Here is a 24,126-nt window from a genome sequence, read left to right on the forward strand (position 1 = left end):
CCGCTTCTGAATCTAGAACTCCAATTGGTTATAGGAGGCGGCCAGAGGTGGCAAACTCCTGCACCGCAGCGCGCATAAAGTCTTCAAGGGAGCGTACCCCGGCTTGATCCTCGAACACCTTCGGCAGATTGTTTTGGATTTTTTCGCGGATAAATTGGCGATACTCAGCACTTTGACCCAGTTCAATGGCTTTTTGAATATAGGCAGAAACATCTGGTGCAATTAATTCCGGTAGCTCTAGGAGTGTGAGAATACCAGCGGTATGCCGCCCCCGCATAAAGCGTCCTGGTGTGGTCACCATAGGGACTTGGGCATAGTAGAGGGCTTCAAGGGTAGAATTCCCCCCTGATCATTCAAGGCTGTCTAGGAAAACATCGAGACAATGCAGCATTGAGGTAAAACCATAGAAGTTTAAGGGGCGGCAGAAGAAGCAGTACGCCCTATAGTCAAGGTTTTTGGCAGCAAAAGCTCGTTCTAGACGTCCTTCAAACCGCTGGCGGCTGTTTTTGGTCATAAAGTGGGTTATAAAGACAAATTGGCAATTCCCCACTGCTGCGGCAATTTCGGGATAGATGTCGTCAAACTGGGGGAGATACTTGAAGACACTTTGCAGGCAACCGTAGATAACGGCATCGCTTTTGAGGCCGAATTCCTCCCGCGTAATGGGCGATCGCGGGCCGGGGGGTAGCGGACTAAAGGCAATCCCCAAATTTTTTAGCCTGATCAGCTTTTCTGTGTAATGCGTTTCGCCATCGGGCGGTTCCATCAACTCACTACTGAGGAAATAATCAATTGTGGGTAAGCCAGAGGTGTCGGGATGCCCCCAAGACATACATTGAATCGGCGCTAATTTCAGAGCGGCAATCTTGATCAGTTCCAGATCCATGCCCAGTTCGGGGAAAATCACTAGATGTAATTGATCGGCACGAATCTGCTCAAACCATTCTGCGGGTGATTTGGTGCCCATGACAAAGCGATGGCAGTAGGTTTTTGCTTGCTCCGTACAGCGATCGCCATCATCTCGCACGTAGTAGCCATAAAGCTGAAATTGTGCTTTATCAAGATGTTTAAGCCAGCCGTGGAGCAGCAACTTCCAAACCGTATGCCCACGAAAGTGCCCTGAAACAAACCCAATCCGTAGAGGTTCATTGGCCTTCACTGGTGGCATTGGGGGGCGTTCTTTGGCGGCTGGAATCACACTGGTCATGATTTCGTAGATCATCTGCCCATACTGTTGTTGGACATCGCGGGTTTCTTTCCCTTGATAGGGCAGTAAAAATGTATTCACATTCCCCAGCCACTTCGAGAGATATTGTTTCTTATCTAAAGAGAAACTCTGAAACGTTTGATAGAACTCGGCAACGGATTCTCTGATTTTTTGACGGCAATCCTGTAGCTCTTCTACATCTTTATAAACGTAAATCAAGTACCTCGTACACTTGAGAAAGTCAATGCCAATTTGCCAGTCAGGTCTCAGTTCAATCGCTTTTTCGTAGGCTGCTAGTGCCTGTTGTAAATCACTATCAACACCACTGATCATGCCCAACAGGTACCAACATCTTGCCATGGTAGGATCCATTGCTAAGGCATGGTTGAGGGCTGAGATCACTGCTTGATACTCATTCATCCTCCACTTATCAATCGCCAGTTTTTCCCACCCCTTGGCAAAGGCAAGGTGGCCTTTTTGTTGAGTCGTTCTTGCAATGAACTCTTCGATACACCCCATAACCTGAAACTTAGCAATCCCGACGGTATAAGCGCATGTATTTGAGGATAATCTCCCGTGCCTTCGGGCGTAAATCCCGTTTCAGTTGCGGATTTTCATCCACGCAATTCACCGCTTGCCAGACTTGACACCAACTGACATCAAAGAGGGTTTGTGCTTCCACAAGGCCGCGTACCATCGCGATCGCATAGTTTTCGGGGTCACGTTCCTGTGCCATATTGAGAAAAGACATCCCCCGCTGTGGTTGAAAGTAGTTGTCCATTGCTGTGAGATACCCTAGGGCCATTAACTCATCGGCGGTAAGGCTTTCCAGCGGGACATTTTCAGGGGTCGTACCCTGTCTTAGGGCAAGATAGGCGCGGTAGGCTTGACCATTGGCTTTGCCGTTGAAATCCCAGCCGAGGGCATTGATCAGGGCAGCTTTGTGATCTGTGGAAACCTGCGGCGAAGAGAGCCACTCCGACATTTTCAGATCAAGGCGGCCACTGCGCTTGGCTCGCATCACCATGGGGACATCGGTATAGGCTTCGTAGAAGGGGGTGGAGGTCAAGGGCGAATCTGCTCGCCCACTGTACTGAAGGCAGACCACCGTTGTCAAAGCAAGGGCAGTCGCTAAAAGAGGAGATTTCATGGACTTGGCCTCCAAAGAGTTATTGGGTTTGCAGTTGCGATAGACCCGCCCCCGGATAGTAGGTGCCTAAAATTTGCAGGTGGTTGTAGCCGCGCTTGCCCAGTTCATAGGCACCCGTCTGACTCATTCCACGCCCGCCAAACACATCGCGCACAATGTCGTCGGTTGCTGCATACATCGAAACCATCACTCGTCCACTTTTGGTGAGGACAATGCCCCGTGTGGCTTGGACTGCCGCTTGAGTGGTGTTCCACTCGGTTTCAATCCCACGATACACCTGCCAACGCTCGTCGTTCCCCAGATCAAAAAAGCGGCTGGCGGGTTGAAACATTTGGGCAAGGGCATAGGAACGGGCAGCGATCGCTTGGGCTTTGAGGGTTTCCATTGGCCAGTCGGGATAGACCTCTGAACCCACCACACTCACGAGGTATTGTTCCAAGTCCACTTGATTGACGGCTGTAACCGTGTTTCCCTGAGCAATGAGGCGCACCACACCGCGATACCATTTACCGGCAACAAACGCAAGTTGATTGCTGGGGCGAATCCAGAGGGAGGGGGCAAGGGGTTGGCCATTCCAGAGCAAAAAGCCATCGCGGGCTGTGACCACGACCCCTTGGGAAGGGGTAAGCTGCGTCATCACTTGCTGTTGATCATTGGTGACAGCGGTAGCTACGGCGGTGCCAACGGTCAGTTGACTTTGATCGCGGGCGATCGCCACCCGCACTTGAGGGGCAGGACCTTGGCTCGGAGGCACGGGTTGCAGGGCAGGAGGGGGCACTGTGGGCAAGATTGCCTTGGCGTGGGTAGAGGCAGCCGCTGGTGGTTGGGGGACTTTGTTGGGGACAGTTGCTAATAGGGGATCGCGGCCATCCAAAATCGGCCGAGGCAGAGGTCGTTCAAGTTGAATTGGGTCAGGTAAAGGAATTGGCTCTGAAAGAGCAATCGGTGTCGGGGATAGGTTCCGCAAAAACCAGAACCCTAGGCCGGCACTGGCGATCGTGGCCATCGTAAAGGAAATGAGCAAGGGTGAGTGTCCTCGCTTTGTCCCTTGGAACAGAACCCAGCCCATTCAGGTGTCATCTCCACTAGCACCTTGCCTATTGTATAGGGGAGTACGGAATTTGCCATGCAACATTTGCTGGTTTAGGGCAGAGAGGAGGCTGCTACCCGTTGTAGCCATTGCTCCACCCTATCCCCATAAACAGCTAAGCTATACTCCTGTTCCGCCTGCTGCCGACAGGCCGCCCGATCAATTTGATCAATCTTGCCAATGGCAGCAATTAAGGCCTCGACAGAATCCGGGGTAATGAGAAACCCGGTTTGACCATCACGGACAATTTCACTCGGCCCACCGCGATCGTAGGCAATGACGGGAACGCCACAGGCAAGGCTTTCGATGACAACGTTGCCAAAGGCTTCGACCCAGCGGGAGGTCAGCAACAAAGCGCGACAGCGCCGCAGCTGTGCTTGCATTTCCCGTGTTGGCAAAAAGCCCAGATATTCAATGGGGGCGTTGGGGTAATCTGCTTGAATGCGCTGCCAATAGTCTATATCTTGCAGTTGCCCCATGATTTTCAAAGGGGTACGGGTGACATTGACGGCAGCAACAGCATCTTCGAGTCCCTTTTCAGGAGCAATGCGCCCCAGCCAGCACAGGGCATCCTCTGGCTCTGCACAAAAGTCATAGAGGGACAGATCAAGACCACTGCCCAAACACACGCAGCGATCGCCAAAAGGGAAGGTGGCGGCTTGGGTACGGGTATAGACACTAATGGTTTCCGGATAGTCATCAATGACACGGGCGATCGCCTGATCCATGACATCGGAAACTGAGGCCATGCTCACCAGATGCCCCACAGGACGGCTGAGAAAAGGCGTCAGGTAAAAGGGCAGCCAGTCGTAGGCAAAGTTGACAATGACATCAAATTCCTGTTGAAGCTGCCGCACCCGTGCCCACATATTGGCTAACACACTATTGGGCGGCAGTGTAATCGGTTGATCGCGGGTTTGATGCTGCGCTGGCACTTGAAGGGCACCCGCTACTGGTTCAATGGTTGCCGCCACTGGCAAGTGGGAACCCTCGGGGGCAAGGATGTGAATGGTATGCTGGCGATCGCCCAAGGCCTGAGCCATATTGAGGATCGTCAATTCAACACCGCCCCCTTTTCCTGTGCCTAGAGGGCCAACCGAAGTGGAAACAAAAAGCAGCTTCAGAGGTCAACTCCTAGCGCAGAGCCTCAGCACCCGCCACCACTTCGAGAATCTCTTGGGTAATGGCAGCTTGACGCGCTTTGTTGTAGGAGAGGGTGAGGGTTCCAATCAGCGCTTGAGCATTATCGCTCGCGTTATTCATTGCCGTCATCCGCGCTGCCAATTCCGAGGCGGCGGCCTCTTGCAGTGCCCGTAGTAACTGGTTATTCAAGTACAGGGGCAGCAGGGCATCGAGAATTTGCACCGGATCCTGCTCAAAAATCATATCGGAGGGCAAAGCGGGCAAGGTTGAGGTGACTTTCTCGCGGTTAACTTCCAGATGCGAACCCCGCGTCGTCAGCCGAAAAATCTCATCATCGGGCGCCTCTAGCCCTTGGGGATCGAGGGGGAGCAGGGTTTGGACAACGGGCTTTGAACTAATGAGGGAGACAAACTTGGTGTAGATGAGTTCCACCCGATCCACCGTTTCCGAAAGAAAGAGGGAGAGCAGTTCACTGGCAATTTGACCCGCTTCACTGGCGGAGGGGATTTGCTCTAGGCCAGAGTACACGGCATCAATGGGATAATTACGGCGCTGGAAGTATTGGGCTGCCTTGCGACCAACAATCACCAGAATATACTTGACGCCCTCGGCTTCGAGTTCTTGGGTACGCTCCTTGGCACGGCGAATAACGTTGGTATTGTAACCGCCGCACAGCCCGCGATCGCCCGTCACCACCAGCAGCGCCACCGTCTTCACAGGACGCTTGGCCAATAGCGGTAAATTGGCATCCTCAAAGCGTAGTCGGGTTTGCAAGCCATAGAGCACCTGAGCTAAGCGATCGGCAAAGGGACGGCTCGCCATGACCTGCTCTTGGGCACGGCGAACTTTTGCTGCCGCCACGAGGCGCATAGCTTCGGTAATTTTGCGGGTATCTTTAATCGTTTTGATGCGATCGCGAATAGCTTTGAGATTGGGCACGGTAATCTAAACTCCTAAGCAAAGCGTCCCTGCCCTAAGATTTTAGCCCAGAGGGGGATCGCCTAAGCAGTCTTTTCACTTGACCCACCCCTACCAACCAGCGTTGTAATCACAGGAACTGCCAAAGCGGCGACAGGGGGAATGATGCGGCCAATGGGCTGTGGCAGATTTAAGCTGACGCTCAAAGCAGAAACCACCGTTGCTGCAATGCCACTGATCCAAAGCACGGTGTCACGCCGCCACCGTTGTCGCTTCAGGCGGTGATTTTCCTGGGCAGCAAGGGTGAGTTCAGTGGGGACAACGGTTGAGGATTGGTTGCGCAGCACCTCTAAATCGTGCTGCAGACCGTGCAATTCATTTTGCGCCTGGGCAAGTTCCTCTTGCAGGCGATCGCGCTCCCTTTCCACTTGGGTGAGTTGCCGCGTTATCTCCGCCAGTTGTTGGGCAAGGCCGGCGTCTGGGGGATTACCGAGAAGGGCGGTATCCTCCAAAGAAGCGGGGGGTGAAGCAGCCAATACCGCCTGAAGTTGCTGTTCGAGAGCTGTTTTTTCTGTTTGCAGCGAGGCAAGTTGATCTTGAAGTTCTTGAATTTGTGAGACTTGGAATTGCAGGGTTGCCACTTGACTTTGCAGTTCCTGAATCTGGGAGGCTTGCAGTTGCAGTGTCACCAGTTGCTGCTGAAGTTCGTCTTGCTGAATGAGCGCCTGTGCCAGTTCCTGTTCAAGATTTTGCCGCAGGCCGCTCAAGGTGGCATTTTCTTCTTGGAGGCGGACAAGGTCTTGGCTCAGTTGATCTCGCTGCTGTTGAACGTTTTCCAGTTCTGCGGTGAGCTGCCTAATTTGCTCCTGTAGGGCTTGGTTTTGGGCGATCGCCCGCTGTTCTGCAGTCAGGGTGAGTGACTCCAATTCAGCCGTCAGGGAGTTGAGATCAATATCCTGTGCAGGAGGCTCGTCCAACTCACCCAAATCAGTAATGATGTTTTCTAGGAGATCGTCGGGTTGGTTGCTAGGGGGTTCTGGACTGGCCATGATCCTGATACCTGCGCGCGTGCTAAGAATTGCTCCAATTATAGCGATCGCCGTCCCTATCCTCTAGGCTAGAAGGCGTTCTTCAGTTCTCGAATGAAACTCCATGCTCAAACGCGAACTAGGACTGTGGGGCGCCATTTTAACGGGTCTAGGCTCAATGATTGGTACGGGGCTGTTTGTCAGTTTAGGCATTGCCACCGACCTCGCTGGCCCTTGGGTGTTGATAGCCTTGATCCTTGCCGCGGCGATCGCGCTGTGTAATGGCCTCAGTAGTGCCCAATTGGCGGCCTCCCATCCTGTGAGTGGGGGCACCTACGAGTATGGGTATCGCTATCTTTCTCCCCCTTTGGGCTTTACAGCGGGGTGGATGTTTTTACTGGCCAAATCGGCTTCTGCAGCCACTGCTGCCCTTGGCTGTATGGCTTATCTCTTCCAATGGCTCGGCCTAGAGGACAATAGCGGGCGCTGGCAAATCATGGCTGCTCTGGGGCTACTGGCGGTCTTGACCTGTGTGGTGCTTTTGGGCATCCGGCGATCGGCGCAAGTGAATCTGGGGATTCTCCTAGTCACGTTCACCAGTTTGTTGCTCTTTGTCGGCATTGGCCACGTCCAACAACAGGGAGGGCTACTTTGGTCGGCAGCATCGCAACCACTCTCGCTCAAGAATCTTCTCCAAGCAACGGCACTGCTCTTTGTCGCCTATGCCGGCTATGCCCGTATTGCTGTGCTGGCGGAGGAGGTCAAGACTCCTCGGCGAACCATTCCACGAGCCATTGCCCTAGCCATTGGTATTGTTGTCCTGCTCTACTTCAGTGTTGTCTTGATTGTTCTGGGGAGTCATGGCTCTGGAAAGTTGACTACGGCTGCCTCTTTAGAGATTGTCGCCAGTGAATTGGGTGTCTCTTGGCTGCCGCCTCTGATTACGCTGGGGGCGATCGCGGCCATGGTCGGGATTCTGCTCAATCTGTTGCTCGGCCTCTCCCGTGTGGTGTTGGCAATGGCGCGGCGGCGAGATTTACCGGCAATTTTGGCTCAGATTCCAGCCCAAGGAAAACAACCTGTTGCTGCCGTTCTTGCGGTGAGTGGGGGGATTGCCCTCTTGATCCTGATTGGCAATGTAAAAACTACGTGGTCTTTTAGTGCCTTTAGCGTGCTGATTTACTACGCCATTACCAACCTTGCCACACTGCAACTGAAGGAGCCACAATTTCCCCGCTGGCTTGCGGTTGCAGGTTTAATCGGTTGTCTAGGGCTGGCTTTTTGGGTCGAAGTCCAAGTGTGGCTGTCGGGGTGTGGTCTCATTCTTCTTGGACTTGCTTGGCACTACTGGGTGCGGAGGGCAAAGGCCGTTTGAAAGTCTTGCCGGGTCATCGGTTGCGTCACCTCTAGCCCCTCACCCCCTAGGACGCGCAGGGGTTCACCCCCAATGGAAATCCAAACTGGCGCATTGGGATCATTCACTGTTGCTGTGTACAGTACCTGTCCTAGACGTGCTTGCATTGAAGCACTTCCCCCCCCTTTGGTAAAGTCTGGAGAGAGATCCACATGGATGCCATCGGCTTTGACTTCTACACGATTGACACGGGTATTTTCCGGAATGCTGGTGGTGACATCTTGATTGGCAGGACCCGCCAAAAGTCGCTCCAGACGAGATTGAATAAAGAGTTCTGGCCGCGTTGCCGGGGTATTGATCCGTACCGTAGAGGGCACTAAAACGAGGCTATCCCCTTCATTCTTGACCCAAAAAATTTGAGTTTCCTGCTGCTGGGCAACTTCCGCCGGATTAGGAACCGGATCTCCCTGCCGGGGGGGACTCAAGGTTAGCCATGCTGCTGTACCAGCCGAGGCAAGGCCAATAACCGCCAGCACAATCAAGGCGGGGCGGGAGCGGGTGACTTTTGCTACCATCACGATCTCTCCTTGGCGGGATGCACCTGCCTCTACCTTAGACGCTATGATTCAAGGGTAAAGTTCCAGTGCCTGTGGCCTTAGGGGCAGTTGCCCACTGCTTAAACTAGAGGATAGTTCTCCCCTTAGATCAAGTTTAAGTCATGGTGCAAACGACCCCCCGTGCAGAAGAACTAGCCACTGCCCTCCTTGATGCGGTTAGGATTGCTCCCCAAGATTGGCATCGCCTCAAGGGAAATCGCCGTGCCCGCGCCCTCGAACAGGCGGCTGCTGCTCTGGTCTATCTCCTCAAGGAAAATGATGCTGAGGCACTGGCGCATCTCCAACAGGCAGTGGGTTGGCTCGATCGCTCCATTAGTGCGCCGCCTTGCCCTACGCACCACCATTAGCGGTGCCAGCGTCGCCACCGAGAAACCACCAGATCGCTTGTGACATGAAGCAGTGCCGATAGCTCTAGGCCAAGGGCGATCGCAACTCCCCAGCGCCAGTCAATTCCCTGCCAACGATGTAGCCATTCCTGCACAAGGGAAAGGTGGCCTGTGAATGCGGCGACCCCGGCCACCAGACCCAATCCTAACCCCAACCAAAAGCTGAGATAGAGCAACCGAATCAGCGTGCCCACCACTGGGCCATGGGTCCAAAAGGAGCGATGGTGAAAGGCTTTTTGGTAGGGTAGCCATATTGCCCGCAGCCAGCCCCAACGGTAGTAGGGTAAAGAGGGGGTATCGAGGTCTGGACTGAGGAGAAAGCCGCCAATACCAAAGCTACTGCTGGCAATTGCCCCCCAGATCCAGTCACGGGTGAGGGCACTGGCGGTGAAGCCCACAAGGGGCATGCCGATCCAAGTCAGGCGATCGTGGGTACGGCCACTGGGCATTGAGGATTCCGCAGATATTTCCTAGGGCAAAGCTACGGCAAAACGGGCTAGATCATGCAATCGGCGAACTTATTGAGTGCGGTGGGCGTCTAAGTGAGCTTGAAGCAACTCGGCTGAAATTTGAATCTGATGAAGGGCGATCGCGCAAAACTAAATCGCAGGGTGTGCCAGTTCACATACCTGTCCCCGATCAAGTATGCTGAGCACGTTTGAGCGAGCGGCTTGGCTAGCCAACTTGGCAGGGTATTGTGCATCGCTGGTGGAGGAAGCGTGAATGGATCAACCGTGGCGTTCTTGGCAATTTCGAGCTGTAGTGAGTTTGCTATGGGCACCTGCCGCTGCACTGGTCATGGCTCAGCCTGCTTCAGCCAGCCGTCTACAATTGTGGCGACTTAACCCTGCCACCAATCAACTGGAAATTCGCACGGAGCGTGCTGTTCAGCCCCGTGCTGAGTTGGTCTATAACCCGACCCGCCTTGTCATTGACTTGCCGGGTGTCGTTCTCGGTAGCCCCCAGATCAGTCAAAACTACAGTGGTGCCATTCGCCAAGTGCGGGTTGCTCAGTTTGACCCCCAAACGACGCGGATTGTGGTGGAATATGCGGACGGTTTTACAATTGATCCGCAGCAGGTGCGCTTTCGGGGAGTCACGGCTAATAACTGGTTGGTGCAACTGCCCACCCCCCAGCAGCAAACAGTTTCGCTACCGCCGCCACCCCCACCGTCTCCTCCTTCTGCTCCTCCCGTAACGCCCACAGGGCCGCTGCAAGTGCGAAGTTGGCGAGCAGATGCCACAGGTTTTCTAGTGCTAGCCGATCGCCCCTTACCCGAAGGCAGTTACACCCTGCGCCGCCCCCGTCGGGATCGCATTGAAATTCTCCTCAGCAATAGTGAATTGATTCGCAACTTTAGTCCTCGGCGCTTGGAACTGCGCCGCTTTGGTCGGGATCGTGTCCGGGCAGAGGTACGGACTCAGAGCAATCGCCAAGTCCAAATTACCCTCGACATTGACCCTCAAGATGCCGATTGGCAAGTGACGCCCCGTTATGATGGCTTTTTGATTGTGCCTTCAACCACGGCCATTACACCCCCACCTCCGCCACCGTCCCAACGCCCTAGTGTGATTCCTGCGGCCAGTGCGCAAACTCCTGTCACAACGATTCAGCGCGTTGACTTGGGGGGACGAGAGTTGCTGATTCAGGGCGATCGCACCGTTTTCTATAACGTGGGCTGGGAAGGCAATCGCTATCGCATTCGCCTACGGCAAGCACAGTTGGACAGTAATCTGCGCGAACCCCGCCTAGTTACCGGTAGTCCCCTCAGCAATATTGAATTTCGCCAAGAGGATAACCAAACCGTCTCGATTCTGCTCACCCCAGCGCCCAACTTTCGCATCCTTGGCCCTCGTCCCCTGTCAGCTGAAGCGTTTGTGGTGCAAATTCAGGGAGCAAATGACCCTCCGAGCAGTACGCCCACCCCAATTGATATTCCCCCCACAGCAACCCCTCAGCCCCCCAATCAGCCCGTCCCCCGCGGCCGGTTTGTGGTGGTCATTGATCCCGGACATGGCGGACGCGATCCCGGTGCCATTGGTATTGGCGGCATTCGTGAAAAGGATATTGTTCTCGATATCAGCCTGCAAGTTTCCCAATTTTTGCAGCAGCAGGGGGTACAGGTGATTCTGACCCGCACCACAGACATTGACTTAGACTTGGCTCCTCGGGTCGCCATTGCGGAACGGGCACGGGCAAATGCCTTTGTGAGTATTCACGCCAATGCTATTAGTCTGGCTCGCCCCGATGTCAATGGTTTAGAAACCTACTTTGCCCCCGGACGCTCCAGTCGTTTGGCATCTGCCATTCACAATAGTATTCTCAATTCCTTGAACATTCGCGATCGCGGGGTGAGGGCGGCACGATTCTATGTGATTCGCAATACGTCAATGGATTCTGCCCTTGTCGAGACAGGGTTTGTCACGGGCGCAGAGGATGCCGCAAACTTCAAGAATCCTGCGTGGCGGACGCAGATGGCACGGGCGATCGCCCAAGGCATTTTGAACTTTTTGCATGGAAGATGATGGAGCTGACGGGAGTCGAACCCGTGTCCGCCCTAGCTATTCATCGACTGCTCCTTCACAGGTTTAGCCTTTCTGACCCTCAGGCGGGAACTGTTCCTTATCCCGAACAGTAGGATGCTCTGGTAGAGTCTTTGCTAAACAGCCCACCAGAGAGAACTGCCTAGCGCATCCGTTGGGGTTAACCCGCTGCCCTTAACGGAGTCGGACAACGAGTGCTCGAACCTGTATAGAGGTCTTAGGCTACCGCAGCAGCTTTACGAGCGAAAGGAACGATGTTGTTCGCAGTTACTTTTGGTTTGGACTCTGGATTAACGAGAGATAGCCCACTCTCGACCTGCATCACAGCCCAACTTTCACTAGGACGTCGAAGCCGTTTCAGCCCCTTGAATAGAGCTACTCCTAAGCTAGCGCATTTTTTTGGAGTTGACAACGGCTAATTATTCGAGCGATCGCCGGCCAATGGTTCGCGGTTTAGGACGGGGTGCCGGGCCTGCCATCGCCACCATGCGATCCAACTGTTTGTGTTGGGCAAAATACTTTTGCCACAGGTCAGGAGCATCCAGCGTGTCACCCCCATGAGTTGTTAAGCGTTGCCGCACCCGACAGAGGACAGGCGTATTCACACAGGCACCGGCAATAATCACTTGCCCCTTGCTGAGGGCAGGCAGTTCTTTGAGCAAATCTCGGCCAGCGGCCTCCACCCCATGTTTGAGGCTCTCTTGATCGACAGGGTTGACAATCCGCAGCATAAACTGGCTCATACACTGGGAGAGCACATCGCTATCCAGTTTGCCGGGACGCTGAGTAATCAGTCCTACCCCAAGGCCAAATTTACGACCCTCACTGAGGATTGTCCGCAGCACCTGCTTACATTGGGAAGGTTCATGGGCAGGGGCAAAGCGGTGTGCCTCCTCAATTAAGATAAACACCGGGTAGGGGAGGTACTGCTCATCCCCCTCAAAGACGCGGTCTTTTTGGGTATTCATGCGGGCATGGTTGGTTTGGCGCAAAATTGCCGTGGCAATCACCTGCTGCTCCTCAAGGGGAATCTCATTCATTTGCAGGATGGTGACTTGGCCGGGGGCAAACAACTCGCAAGGGGGCAAATGCTCATTGGCATGGAAATAGTCAGAGCGCTGCATTTTTTCTAGCTTCCAAGCCAAGGCATCGGCAGAGGAGCCCTGCTTGACATTGCCCTCTTCATCCTCAACGCGATCCACAGCATAGACTTCGGTAATTAAGTCCCGCGTACTCCAATGGCCATTGGGATAGAGGCGGCGTACTGCATCGTGGGCTTTTTTGAGAATGGCCTGCTGGCGATCGCTCATCGGGGGGAGCAGCGTCAGAATATCGTGAAACTCTAGGGAAGAAACACGAATTTTGACCTCTTGGGGCGTAATAATTTTCACCTGAGGTTGATAGCCATCCGCCCCTTGAAAAGCGGGGTGTCCCCTCAGCTGCGCCAGCGTGTGGTATTCACCATGGGGGTCGAGGATCAGCACTGCGGCGCGATTTTTCGGTAAAAGCAATTCCTCCACCAAAACCCCTGCGGTATAGGATTTCCCGGAACCTGTCCCGGCAAGGATGGCCACATGCGTACTCACCAGTTCCTTGACATCGAGGGCAATGGGCACAGCACCCTCCTGCCGCAACAACAGTGAACCGATATGGGCAGCCCCCACCTCCTCTGGCTTTTTCTTATTGAGGACATGCCGCAACAGCGCGTCGTCAGCCAAATAGACCTTGGCACCCGGCAGGGGAAGCCGCCGCAAATTATTAAAGCCAAAGACCTCATGAAATTCCCCCATCACTTCTACGGTTATTTCGTAGAGTTCCGCCGGTTCACAGGTAAAACCAATCAGGGCAGCCACCGCACCGGGATTCAGTTCGTGATCAGCAAACATCCGATCCGGTAGATGCTCAATCAGACGGCAGCCAGTAATCTTGCCCAAGACTTGGTGAACCGCAGCAGCATGGGAGTTTGAGGCCACACTTGGGGAATGGCTCAACTCATAATAGACAAATTCACCAATGCGCACTGGCTGGGCATCGGCAGTAATAAAAACATACTCGCTACCGCTATCACCGGGGCCTTTGACAATGCCGACAATGTGGCGAGAAGAAGGGTGGCTACTGTTCATCGCACAGGACGGGTAACCCAAAGAGAGTAAAGAGAGCTAATGTCGTTAACCTCAATCCTACGCGATTTTCCAATTGAGAGCCTGACGGCGCCTACTCTTCTAGAACGGGCGGCGGCTCACTGGGGGCAGGAATTAAAAAGGCAACAATGGCACCAAGGGCAAAACCAGCAACATTGCGCAAGACCGGTAGCCATTCTTGGGTGCGCACCACCACTGGCCCTAAACCAAAGGCAAAGAAAAGCATGCCCCACAGCGGTGAAAAAAGAAGAATCCACGTCCAAGCCACTTTTTGATCCGCACGGCGGGGACGCGCCACAAAGCCCAAAATGATGCCGCCAAAGATGGAGGTGGCAAGGGTGAGCAGCCATTGCTCTTGGGGTAATCCCGGTACGGCACGGCACCCCCCTTGGGAGAGGCAGGTTTCAATGGCATGAAGCGATTGCAGGATGGCCTGATCTTCGCCGTTGTCTCGGACAAAGTATTGATTGCCAAAGCGGGTTTGCAATTCAACCCAAAAGGTGCGCTGGAGGACGCGGTAGGCGGTGTCGCCAACATTGAAGTTCAAAAGATTGCCACCGCGCGTATCGGCCACCAGCAGAATACTGCGATCGTCTAAGTCCCAAAAATCCCGCACTGCGAGGCCGGGGGTGCGATCGTACTGGGTGAGGACGCGCAACTTCCAGCCCGTCTGTGCTTCAAATTCTGCCAGTTCGCTGTCAAGCCGTTCCTTTTGAACGGGTGTCAGAATCTGCGCTAAGTCAACGACATTGGTTGGCTCCGCGGGCAACAACTCTGGATTGTTGAAGCTGTGGGCAGGGGCGATCGCCCCCAACCAGCAGAGGCTAACCAGCACCATCCCTAAACCAACTTGGTAAAACAAGCGCCGCAATTGCTGAAGCATCGTAATAAAAATTTACAAATAGGGCATCTTTTTTAATTATCTTAAGGGTATGCTGCGAAACATTGCAATCAGCGCTGCCGTCTTCTCAGACAATATGCAGCTTTTGTTAAACTCACCCTATCCTGAGAATCCCATTGCTATACTGCAAGTCTAAATACCTAAACCTTATATCCCTGTTTCATCAGCCACTCCTCACCTACGATGCCCTACTCTTCTCAGCTACTGCACTATCTCGAACAGGAACTGGCACTGCCACCAGAGAGCATTGCAATGGCGGTGCGGCAATGGCAACAGCAACGGGGATCGTTGCCGATTATTCTTTGGCAGTATGGATTGATTACCTTGGAGCAGTTGGATCGGATTTTTGAGTGGCTGGATCAAACGCGGGGCGATCGCCTGCCAAAGGCTCCGTAAGTGGCAAACTAAGTGTTCGACAACAATCCTCGGTGCCGTAGGAGAGGCTCAGTGATCGGTTCACGGCCGCGGAAGGCTTTGAAGATCTCCATCGGGGGTTGGCTGCCGCCAAGGGCAAGCACGGTTTCGCGATAGCGTCGTCCCATTTCAGCAATGGCTTGCTCGTTGTCTAGGCCTGCTTCCTCAAAGGCGGCAAAGGCATCGGCACTGAGAACTTCTGCCCACAGATAGCTGTAGTAACCCGCAGCATACCCCCCGGCAAAAATGTGGCTAAAGCTACAGAGAAAGGCATCTTCTGGCAGGGGGGGCAAGATTGTTGTGGTCTGCGCTAGGCGATCGCGCACTTGTTGGGGGGTTTCTCCTTGCCCCGGTTGATAGCGATGGTGCAGTTCTAAATCTAACAAACTAAAGTGCAACTGCCGCAATAGAGCACTGCCTGCGCGATAGGTGCGGGCGGCAACCAGTTTTTCATAGTAGTGTTCTGGCAGCGGTTCCCCCGTTTCATAGTGGCGTGCCATGCCAAAGAGTGTCGGCCGATGGTAGCACCAATTTTCCATAAATTGACTGGGAAGTTCGACGGCATCCCACTCCACATTGTTGATGCCCGCTGCCCCCGCTTCATCCACCTGCGTCAGCATGTGGTGCAAACCATGCCCAAACTCATGGAAGAGGGTTTCCACTTCGCTAAAGGTCATCAGGCTGGGCTTACCATCCACTGGGGGGGTTTGATTGCACACCAAGTAGGCCACGGGTAAGCGGGTGCGCCATTCCCCCTGAATGCGATATTTGGCACGGCCAAGGCAATCGTCCATCCATGCCCCACCGCGTTTTTCGGCAGGACGGCTGTAGGGGTCAAGATAAAAGTGGGCGATCGTCAGATGATTTTCATCGAGGATGGCAAAAAAGCGCACATCAGGATGCCAAACGGGTACTTGACCATCCGCAGGCACCACCGTCACCCCAAACAGTCGCTTCACTAGCCCAAATAAGCCCTCCAGCACTTGGGGCAAAGGAAAATAGGGACGCAGTTCCTCATCATTGAAGTCAAAGAGCGCCTCCCGCTGCCGTTCAGCCCAATAGGGAATATCCCAGTGCTGCAGATCGGTGGCTTCAGGTGCCCCTTGGGCAGCAGCAAAGGCTTTCAGTTCTTCCAGTTCTTGCGCCGCCGCACGATAGCTGACTTGCCGCAGTTCCTCGAGGAGCTTTTCCACACTGGCCACACTATCGGCCATTTTGCTGGCAAGGCTGAGTTCAGCATAGGTGTTGAATCCCAAAAGCTGTGCCTCTTCGATCCGCAGGGCAAGGATGCGCTCAAGAATGGGACGGTTATCCCACTCCCCACTGCTAGCACGGGAAATGTAGGCGCGATAGACCTGCTCCCGCAAATCCCGCCGTTGGCTGTGCTGCATAAAGGGACCAAAGCTGGGGAAGTCGAGGGTAATGTGCCATGGCCCTGTTTCGGGGGTGGCGGTCTCAATGCCATCTTGGCGAGCGGTTTGGGCAGCCAGCGCCAGCAAGCTGGGGGGAAGTCCAGCCACTTCATCGGGTTGGGTGAGCTTGAGGCGAAAGGCCTTGGTGGCATCCAAAAGATTGTTGGAAAACTGGGTAGATAGCTCCGCCAATTCCAGTTGAATGGTGTTGAAGCGCTCTTTGGCGGCTCCTGTCAAACTGACGCCACTGTGTTCGGCGTTACGAATGGCGGCCTCAACAATGCGTTTGCGCGCAGGGGGATAGCTCTGAAAGTCTGGACTGGCAGCCAGTGCCTTAAAGCCTTCATAGAGGGGGCGCGATTGACCCAAACGGGTGTAAAACTCCACTACTTGGGGTTGAACGGCTTCGTAGGCTTGACGCAATTCGGGACTATTTTTGACGCCGGTGAGATGACTGACAATCCCCCATGTCCAACCGAGGCGATCGCTCAAACGTTCGAGGGGTTCCACTAGCCCTTCCCACGTGGGCGTGAAGGATTGCTCGAGGGTCTCTAATTCTTGGGTGAGTTCCTGCAAGAGTTGGCGCACGGCTGGCTCAACATGGCTCACCTCAATCTGATCAAAGGGGGGAAAACCATCGCCCCGCAAGAGGGGATTATCGGTGTGAGGGGAAGTCGCAATAACCATCGGTATCCTACTAACTGCGATTCGATTGCTGACGCGCTTGGGCGATCGCCTGCTTTAACTGTGCTAAGGCCAATTCTAACCGCGCTTCGGGGGCAACAGGAATCAACCCCTGAGCCGTCATCTCATGGATCTCAAAATGCAGGTGCGGACCAGTGGAGTTGCCCGTACTACCCACGAGGCCAATGACATCCCCCTGCTTCACCCATTGACCGGGATTGACAAAGCGCTGTGAGAGGTGGGCATAGAGGGTTTGGTGCTGCTCTGGCGGGTGTTGCAAAATGACGGTGAGGCCATAGCCCCCTAGCCAGTTGGACTCAACCACGCGACCATCAAAAACCGCCAACACGGGTGTGCCTTCAGGGGCGCCCAAATCCGTTCCCGAATGGAAGCGGCGATCGCCAAAAATGGGATGGATGCGCCAGCCAAAAGTTGAGGTAATGGGCACCGGAAACGGCAAGGGAAAGAGCATTTGGCCATTGTTGACCTTTAGCCAACGCAAGGGATTCGGTCCCGGAAAGGGCTGGCGTACATAGGTCGGTGCAGCCGTTTGGGCAGATGGCACAAAATTTCTTGGGTTTGCAGCCACCAAGGGGCGATGAGAAGCTGGAGCAGAAGGTGATGTAGCCGTGGGGGTCACTAGGGGTTGTGGAGCACCTTGGGCTTGGCAAATGTTGGGGGGAACGCCCTCGCTAACGATCGCTTGACAGCCTGTGGAGCGCTCTTGGATCACCACGGGGATGGAGCGGGCGGGCTTAAGGTTTTCGAGGGGTTCACTGCCAGGGGGCGGATCCACGGGTTCTGTGGAAAAAACAAGAGGCTCACTGTCCACCGGTTGAACAGGATTGACAAGGATCGGTGCAGCCGCTTCTGGTTCAGCAGGAATCGTTTCAGCAACACTCTGGCGAGTCCCCAAGGCGGTTGTCAAGAGACCTATTGTCAGCCCAAGGGCAATAACCCGCTGCTCCATCATGATTCATCCCATCACACGCATTCCTTCAAATTCTAGGCGCAACCTTGGGGAATGACAATCTGCTTGGCCGCAAGGGGCTAGCGATCGCGAATTTTCATATAGGTCTGAATCACTTTGAGCACCATCGGACCTGCCACAGACCCACCCCCACCACCAGAGTTTTCGGCAAAGGCAACGACCACAATTTCCGGTTTGTCTGCAGGGGCATAGGCACCAAACCAAGTGTGGTTAGGGCGAGGTGGGTCTTCCCCGGTACCACTTTTGCCGGCGATCGCCACCTCAGGAACATTTAGGGCAGCCCCTGTACCACTGGTCACCACCTGCCGTAGGCCTTGACGCAGCACTTGAATGGTAGAGGGCTTTAGATTCAGGGATTGCCGCCAGCGATGGGGATTGTCGGAAGCAATTAGGTGCGGCCGCACTTTATAGCCCCCATTGGCAGGCACTGCAAACATGACCGCGGCTTGAAGCGGACTCACCTGCAAAGCCCCTTGACCAATGGCCGTAATCAAGGAATCGCCGTCGTACCACCCCTCGCCAAAGGTTTCTTGCTTCCACTGGGGGGTTGGCACAAATCCGGGAGCTTCACCGGGTAAGTCAATGCCGGTTTTAGACCCCATTCCAAAGCGATGCGCCCAATGAATCAGGGTTTCAGGTCCAATGCGGCGCGCCACTTGACCAAAAAAGGTGTTACTACTCCATGCCATGGCACCGGCAAAGCCCAGAGGGCCAAAGCCCGCCCGGTTCCAATCGTGGAAGGCAAAGCCCCCTGTGTAGAGGGCAGGATAGGTCATCAGTACGGTATCGGGGCTAAACTTCCCTGACTCCAAGCCGGCCACCGTTGTCACGATTTTGAAGGTACTCGCGGGAGGAAACCCCTGAAGGGCACGGTTGACAAAGGGAAACTGCCGCCGTTGCAGCTCCTCCCACTGGGCTTGGGTCATGCGGCGGGCAAACCAATTGGGATCAAAGGCAGGGTAACTGGCCAGAGCCAGAATCGCTCCATCACGGGGATCCATGGCCACGATCGCCCCCGGCCGACTCCCTAGGGCTGCTTCCGCCGCTTTTTGCAAGTCCAAATCCACTGACAGCGTGATGTCATTTCCCGGTCGGGCTACCTTTTGACCCAAAATGCGGATCACTTTGCCTTGACCATCCACCTCCACCTGCTGACCACCCCATGTCCCCCGCAGTACGTTTTCGTAGGTGGCTTCGACACCCATTTTGCCCATGACATCGCCAAGGCGGTAGCCCTGATCTCGACGAGCCGCTAGTTCCTCCTCATTCAGTTCGCCGATGTAGCCAATGATGTGAGCCGCCGTTTCGCCATGGGGGTAAAAGCGCAGGGCTTCGCGGTCAATTTCCACCCCTGTCAAGAAATTGCGGTGTTCTTCAAGGGCAATGATTTGGGCTTGGCTAATCCCTTGGGCAATGCGAATCAACGAAGGAGAATTCACCCCTGCTTGCTTGACTCGCGCTTCGATCTCACTGGCAGGGATATTGAGCACCCGCGAGAGAATGTTCACCGTCTGCGGCCATTCGGGCTTTTTCGCCGCAAGGGGCCAGAGAAATACCGAGTAGGAGAACTTATTTCCCGCGAGGATCCGCCCTTTGCGATCCAAAATCTTCCCCCGCTCCGGCGGTTTGGGAATCAGGCGAATACGGTTTTCATCGGCCATCTGGCGGTTGCGATCGCCCTCGACAATTTGCAGGTAGGCCAAGCGACTCCCAATACCCCCCAGCAAAAATACGGTCATGATCGAGAGCAATACCAAGACCCGCCCCTGTTTGCCAACCACACGATCGTAGGCTTGGTAGGTGAGGGGACGAGGGGGGCGCGTTTTTAGCATTGCCATAAGTTGCGAGGAGTTGATGAGTGATCTATGCTAATTGCCACTGTATTGCCACTCTATCAGATGCGCTAAGACCAGAGGTCAAGAATTCCGATACCCTAGAAGAAGTCTCTGTACTGCCGCTTCATGAAGCGATCGCGCTGCCGTCCCCAAGTCCAAGCCCCCAGTCAAAATCTCGACTCGTTCCTCGATGTCCTCACCAATACCGTGGGGGTGATGATCTTTGTCTGCCTCTTTGCCAGCTTGACAGCAGCGGTGTCTCCTGCTCTTGTGCGCACGCCCATTGCCCGCGAAACCCGCAAGCAGGTGTATTTCTTTGAGTGTCGTGAAAATCGTGCCCTGCCCCTTGAGGAGGATCAAGCCAGTGAGGCCATCGATCGCCACCTGCGGCGCATTACAGAAAATCCCTTTGCAGATCCCCGCCAAATTCAGCAACAACTAGAGTCCTTTCGCCACCGTACCCGCTACTACGATGTGCGCCTGAGTCTGGTGCACAGCCAAGGGCAACCAATTTTGCAAACCCTTTTTGAACCCCGCGATCGCAGCGGTGGCGAATCCTTTAGCACGCTGGAAAAACCCGCGTCCAACTTTCGGCGTACCATTGATCGCCTCTCCCCCAGCCGCTATTCCCTTGTCTTTTTTGTGCGTCCCGATAGCTTTGATTGTTTCCGGGCAGCCCGTGCAGTGGCTTGGCGCAGTGGCTTTGATGTCGGTTGGGAACCGATGGCGGAGGGTCGCGCCATTATCTTTGTCAGTGGCGGGGGTCGCCGTGTCACTGTGCAGTAGTCCCAAGGAGGCTAAATGCTTGCCAAACGAATTTTGCCCTGTCTGGATGTGAAGGCGGGTCGCGTCGTCAAGGGCGTGAACTTTGTCAACCTGCGCGATGCCGGCGATCCGGTCGAACTGGCGCAAGCCTACAATGCAGCGGGTGCGGATGAGCTGGTGTTTCTCGATATTACGGCCACCCATGAAGAGCGGAACATTATTATTGATGTCGTCTATCGCACCGCGGATCAGGTGTTCATTCCCCTGACGGTGGGGGGCGGGATTCAGTCCCTGACGATGATCAAAGACCTATTGCGCGCCGGGGCAGATAAAGTCAGCCTGAATTCGGCGGCAGTGCGGCAACCCGATCTCGTGAATCAGGCCAGCGATCGCTTTGGTGCCCAATGTATTGTTGTCGCCATTGATGCGCGGCGCGAACCCCATTGGGATCCTAAAAACCCCCGTTGGCAAGTCTATGTGCGCGGCGGACGGGAAGCTACGGGGCTAGATGCGATTGAATGGGCGGTGGAAATGGCTAAACGGGGTGCGGGCGAACTGCTGGTGACCAGTATGGATGCCGATGGGACACAGGCGGGCTACGACCTCGAATTGACGCGGGCGATCGCTGAGCGGGTGGAGATTCCTGTGATTGCCTCTGGGGGGGCGGGTACCTGTGAGCATATTCGCGCGGCTCTTGTGGAAGGGAAAGCAGAGGCGGCACTGTTGGCTTCGCTCCTACACTATGGCCAACTGACGATCGCCCAGATCAAGGACTATCTCCATCAGCACCAAGTGCCCGTGCGCCAAGAAGAACCCCTCCCTTGCCGATAAGCGAAGAGAGGGGCAGAGCATCAACCTAGAGGATCAAGCTAAAATGGCCAAGTCCAGTGGCTAAACTCCGGCTTGTCCACACCGTACTCGTAGGCGTAGTTGCGGGCTTCAATTTGCATGTTGCGGAATTTCTCCTTGGCATGGGCACCCGCCACTTGAAGACCGGGGAGGCGATCAATGGCATCAATGGCAAGACTAAAGCGATCAATCTCATTATTGATGGCCAACTCAAGGGGGGTGTTGATGTTGCCCTTTTCTTTGTAGCCGCGCACGTGCAAGTTACGGTGATTGTGACGGCGGTACGTGAGACGGTGGATCAACCACGGATAACCATGGAAGTTAAAGATAATCGGGCGATCGAGGGTAAAGAGACTATCAAAGTCGCGATCGCTCAGGCCGTGGGGGTGTTCGGTTTCCGGTTGCAGCTTAAAGAGATCCACCACATTGATATAGCGAATCTTCAGCTCTGGAAACTCCTGCCGCAGGAGGGCGATCGCCGCCAACGCCTCTTGGGTGGGAATGTCCCCGGCACTGGCCATCACCAGATCGGGTTCACAGCCTTGATCATTGCTGGCCCAATCCCAAATGCCTAGCCCCTTCGTGCAGTGGATAATTGCCTGATCCATCGTCAGGTACTGCAAGTGCAACTGCTTGTCGGAGACAATCACATTCACATAGTTTTTGCTCCGCAGGCAGTGATCCGCCACCGACAGCAGTGAGTTGACATCAGGCGGTAAGTAAATGCGCGTAACCTTTGCACTCTTGTTGCAGACAATATCCAAAAATCCCGGATCCTGGTGAGTGAAGCCATTGTGATCCTGCCGCCACACCGTGGACGTAATCAGCAAGTTCAACGAGGCAACATCCGCCCGCCACGAGAGTTCATTGCAGATGCTCAACCATTTGGCATGTTGGTTAAACATCGAGTCAATGACATGGACAAAGGACTCGTAGGTGGAGAAGAACCCATGGCGACCCGTCAGCAGATAGCCCTCCAGCATCCCCTCCATTGTGTGCTCGCTGAGCATTTCAATGACGCGACCATTAGGGGACAATTCACCGCCATCGGCGTCCTCCTCAAAGTATTCCGCAATCCAGAATTTCTTGCTGACCTCGTAAATGGCATTGAGCTTATTCGAGGTATTTTCATCGGGACCAAAGACACGGAAATTGGTCATGTTATTGCGCATCACATCCCGCAGGAAGACTCCAAGGGGACGGGTATTTTCCACCTCAATTTGGGCGGGTTTCTCAAACGTAATGCCGTACTGCCGAAAGTCGGGCATTTTCAAATCCTTGCGCAATAGCCCACCATTGGCGTGGGGATTCATGCCCATACGGTAGTTGCCGGTTGGCGCCAAGGCTTTGAGTTCAGGACGAAATGTGCCATTCTCATCAAAGAGTTCTTCGGGGCGGTAGCTGCGCAGCCAATTTTCAAGGAGCTTAAGGTTTTCAGGGTTAGTGTGGACATCGGCCATGGGCACTTGGTGTGCTCGCCAGAAGCCTTCCACTTTGTGGCCATTCACTTCCGCGGGGCCTGTCCAACCTTTGGGGGTACGCAGCACAATCATCGGCCAACGGGGTAAGGTGGTAACGCCCTCTTGCCGAGCCGCCCGTTGAATCTCCTTAATTTTAGTCACGCAGTAATCGAGGGTGGCGGCCATTGCTTGGTGCATTGAGGGGCGATCGGAACCTTCCACAAAGCAGGGTTCATACCCTAAACCGCGGAAGTAGCTTTCCAAATCTTGATGGGGAATGCGTGCCAGAATCGTCGGGTTGTTAATCTTGTAGCCATTCAAGTTGAGAATCGGCAAGACTGCCCCATCGCGCGCCGGGTTGAGGAATTTATTGATGTGCCATGAGGTGGCCAAAGGCCCCGTTTCTGCTTCCCCATCGCCAACCACTGCCGCCACAATTAAATCAGGATTGTCAAAGGCAGCACCACAGGCATGGGAGAGGACATAGCCCAATTCTCCCCCTTCGTGTATCGAGCCGGGCGTTTCTGGGGTGCAGTGGCTGCCAATGCCACCGGGGAAGGAGAACTGCTTGAAGAATTTTTTGAGGCCGTGGGCATCCTCACTAATGTTGTGGTAAATCTCGGTGTAACTGCCTTCAAGGTAAACAGGTGCCAAAACCCCCGGTGCCCCATGACCGGGACCCGCTAGGAAAATCACCTCCTGTTGGTACTTTTTAATAATGCGATTGAGGTGAAGGTAGCAAAAGGACAGACCCGGACTCGATCCCCAGTGACCAAGGAGGCGTTTTTTGATGTGTTCAGGCTTGAGGGGTTCCTTGAGTAGGGGGTTATCGAGCAAATAGATCATGCCCACGGCCAGATAGTTACAGGCACGGAAGAAGGCATCCATGGCCTCAACTTCACTATCACTCAAGGGCTGTCCTTGAATCGTGGCGCGAGCAGAACCAAAAGCATGAATATCAGCGGTGAGTTCGGTGGGACGGGGAGGAGAGCTAACCATACAGTATCCTCGTCAAGTCAGCATGAGTATCAAGAAAATCAACCGAGATCATATAGATCAAAGTGCTAACGGCGTTGATCAAGAATCCACGAATTGCCTACTTACTAATCGAAACACATCCTAAACTATCGTCTTTAGCCTACAGCCCCATCCTAGGATGCTGAAACGGCTAGGCTCGCAAATGCGCTAGATTTTTTAACGTTGATTCAATTCAGTAAACTTCCCAATGCCTGAGCAA

Annotated in this window: 21 protein-coding genes and 1 other RNA gene; 6 read left to right on the top strand and 16 right to left on the bottom strand. The window is 54.4% G+C overall.

From position 1 onward, the window contains the following. Nucleotides 1-28 precede the first annotated feature (28 nt). The 7 genes from RHI63_RS03435 to RHI63_RS03465 form a co-directional block, all read right to left on the bottom strand. Nucleotides 29-301 carry a hypothetical protein gene (locus RHI63_RS03435; RefSeq protein ID WP_310821837.1) on the bottom strand — a complete coding sequence of 91 codons (273 nt, stop codon included), beginning with the start codon at nt 299-301 and terminating at the stop codon, nt 29-31. 48 nt (nt 302-349) lie between these two features. Then, nucleotides 350-1,567: a hypothetical protein gene (locus tag RHI63_RS03440; protein ID WP_310821838.1), complete on the bottom strand. Its 1,218-nt coding sequence runs from the start codon at nt 1,565-1,567 to the stop codon at nt 350-352. 169 nt (nt 1,568-1,736) lie between these two features. Further along, nucleotides 1,737-2,357, bottom strand: a complete 621-nt coding sequence (locus RHI63_RS03445) for a hypothetical protein (protein WP_310821839.1) — start codon at nt 2,355-2,357, stop codon at nt 1,737-1,739. A 19-nt stretch (nt 2,358-2,376) separates the two neighbouring features. Further along, nucleotides 2,377-3,426, bottom strand: a complete 1,050-nt coding sequence (locus tag RHI63_RS03450; RefSeq protein ID WP_310800458.1) for a SpoIID/LytB domain-containing protein — start codon at nt 3,424-3,426, stop codon at nt 2,377-2,379. 74 nt (nt 3,427-3,500) lie between these two features. Beyond that, complete coding sequence (locus RHI63_RS03455; RefSeq protein ID WP_225901691.1) at nt 3,501-4,490, bottom strand: glycosyltransferase family 4 protein; 990 nt, start codon at nt 4,488-4,490, stop codon at nt 3,501-3,503. Between the two features lie 91 nt (nt 4,491-4,581). Continuing rightward, nucleotides 4,582-5,529, bottom strand: a complete 948-nt coding sequence (locus tag RHI63_RS03460) for a F0F1 ATP synthase subunit gamma (RefSeq protein WP_149820854.1) — start codon at nt 5,527-5,529, stop codon at nt 4,582-4,584. A 62-nt stretch (nt 5,530-5,591) separates the two neighbouring features. Further along, nucleotides 5,592-6,557 carry a hypothetical protein gene (locus RHI63_RS03465; RefSeq protein ID WP_310800460.1) on the bottom strand — a complete coding sequence of 322 codons (966 nt, stop codon included), beginning with the start codon at nt 6,555-6,557 and terminating at the stop codon, nt 5,592-5,594. Between the two features lie 103 nt (nt 6,558-6,660). Here RHI63_RS03465 and RHI63_RS03470 point away from each other — a divergent pair, with 103 nt between their 5' ends. Continuing rightward, entirely contained in the window at nt 6,661-7,911 is a 1,251-nt protein-coding gene (locus RHI63_RS03470; protein ID WP_206201084.1) for an APC family permease, read from the top strand. Here the strand turns inward: RHI63_RS03470 and RHI63_RS03475 are convergent. Beyond that, nucleotides 7,881-8,465 carry a GerMN domain-containing protein gene (locus RHI63_RS03475; RefSeq protein ID WP_206201085.1) on the bottom strand — a complete coding sequence of 195 codons (585 nt, stop codon included), beginning with the start codon at nt 8,463-8,465 and terminating at the stop codon, nt 7,881-7,883. The genes RHI63_RS03470 and RHI63_RS03475 overlap by 31 nt on opposite strands. A 143-nt stretch (nt 8,466-8,608) precedes the next feature. Here RHI63_RS03475 and RHI63_RS03480 point away from each other — a divergent pair, with 143 nt between their 5' ends. After that, nucleotides 8,609-8,854 (top strand): DUF6439 family protein, encoded by a 246-nt coding sequence (locus RHI63_RS03480; protein WP_149820848.1) that lies wholly within the window; start codon nt 8,609-8,611, stop codon nt 8,852-8,854. Here the strand turns inward: RHI63_RS03480 and RHI63_RS03485 are convergent. After that, complete coding sequence (locus tag RHI63_RS03485; protein ID WP_206201086.1) at nt 8,851-9,342, bottom strand: metal-binding protein; 492 nt, start codon at nt 9,340-9,342, stop codon at nt 8,851-8,853. The genes RHI63_RS03480 and RHI63_RS03485 overlap by 4 nt on opposite strands. A gap of 274 nt (nt 9,343-9,616) precedes the next feature. Here RHI63_RS03485 and RHI63_RS03490 point away from each other — a divergent pair, with 274 nt between their 5' ends. Beyond that, on the top strand, nt 9,617-11,419 hold the full coding sequence (locus RHI63_RS03490; RefSeq protein WP_206201087.1) for an N-acetylmuramoyl-L-alanine amidase: 1,803 nt from the start codon (nt 9,617-9,619) through the stop codon (nt 11,417-11,419). Here RHI63_RS03490 and ssrA read toward each other — a convergent pair. The 3 genes from ssrA to RHI63_RS03505 all read right to left on the bottom strand — a co-directional run bounded on the left by ssrA (nt 11,417) and on the right by RHI63_RS03505 (nt 14,461). Further along, nucleotides 11,417-11,802, bottom strand: a transfer-messenger RNA (tmRNA) gene (gene ssrA / locus RHI63_RS03495). The genes RHI63_RS03490 and ssrA overlap by 3 nt on opposite strands. Before the next feature lie 54 nt (nt 11,803-11,856). Beyond that, nucleotides 11,857-13,560 (bottom strand): helicase HerA domain-containing protein, encoded by a 1,704-nt coding sequence (locus RHI63_RS03500; protein ID WP_310743392.1) that lies wholly within the window; start codon nt 13,558-13,560, stop codon nt 11,857-11,859. A gap of 91 nt (nt 13,561-13,651) precedes the next feature. Further along, entirely contained in the window at nt 13,652-14,461 is an 810-nt protein-coding gene (locus tag RHI63_RS03505; RefSeq protein WP_310743393.1) for a TPM domain-containing protein, read from the bottom strand. 201 nt (nt 14,462-14,662) lie between these two features. On the opposite strand from RHI63_RS03505, the gene RHI63_RS03510 reads away from it, so the two are divergent. Further along, on the top strand, nt 14,663-14,875 hold the full coding sequence (locus RHI63_RS03510) for a DUF2949 domain-containing protein (RefSeq protein WP_206201090.1): 213 nt from the start codon (nt 14,663-14,665) through the stop codon (nt 14,873-14,875). A gap of 8 nt (nt 14,876-14,883) precedes the next feature. On the opposite strand, the gene RHI63_RS03515 is transcribed toward RHI63_RS03510, so the two are convergent. The 3 genes from RHI63_RS03515 to mrdA all read right to left on the bottom strand — a co-directional run bounded on the left by RHI63_RS03515 (nt 14,884) and on the right by mrdA (nt 19,818). After that, nucleotides 14,884-16,992 (bottom strand): M3 family metallopeptidase, encoded by a 2,109-nt coding sequence (locus RHI63_RS03515; RefSeq protein WP_310744814.1) that lies wholly within the window; start codon nt 16,990-16,992, stop codon nt 14,884-14,886. Between the two features lie 10 nt (nt 16,993-17,002). Next, complete coding sequence (locus RHI63_RS03520; RefSeq protein ID WP_310744108.1) at nt 17,003-17,962, bottom strand: M23 family metallopeptidase; 960 nt, start codon at nt 17,960-17,962, stop codon at nt 17,003-17,005. Nucleotides 17,963-18,039: 77 nt separating this feature from the next. Next, nucleotides 18,040-19,818, bottom strand: coding sequence for a penicillin-binding protein 2 (mrdA, locus tag RHI63_RS03525; RefSeq protein ID WP_206201093.1), 1,779 nt, complete (start codon nt 19,816-19,818; stop codon nt 18,040-18,042). A gap of 123 nt (nt 19,819-19,941) precedes the next feature. Between mrdA and RHI63_RS03530 the strand changes: the two genes are divergently transcribed. Together RHI63_RS03530 and hisF are read left to right on the top strand one after the other, a co-directional pair. Then, complete coding sequence (locus tag RHI63_RS03530) at nt 19,942-20,601, top strand: hypothetical protein (RefSeq protein ID WP_206201094.1); 660 nt, start codon at nt 19,942-19,944, stop codon at nt 20,599-20,601. 15 nt (nt 20,602-20,616) lie between these two features. Continuing rightward, on the top strand, nt 20,617-21,411 hold the full coding sequence (gene hisF, locus RHI63_RS03535) for an imidazole glycerol phosphate synthase subunit HisF (RefSeq protein ID WP_149820833.1): 795 nt from the start codon (nt 20,617-20,619) through the stop codon (nt 21,409-21,411). 38 nt (nt 21,412-21,449) lie between these two features. Here the strand turns inward: hisF and RHI63_RS03540 are convergent, their stop codons facing one another. Next, nucleotides 21,450-23,888: a phosphoketolase gene (locus tag RHI63_RS03540; protein ID WP_206201095.1), complete on the bottom strand. Its 2,439-nt coding sequence runs from the start codon at nt 23,886-23,888 to the stop codon at nt 21,450-21,452. Nucleotides 23,889-24,126: the final 238 nt, after the last annotated feature.

It is taken from the genome of Thermosynechococcus sp. GLH187, assembly GCF_031583395.1.
Taxonomy (GTDB): domain Bacteria; phylum Cyanobacteriota; class Cyanobacteriia; order Thermosynechococcales; family Thermosynechococcaceae; genus Thermosynechococcus.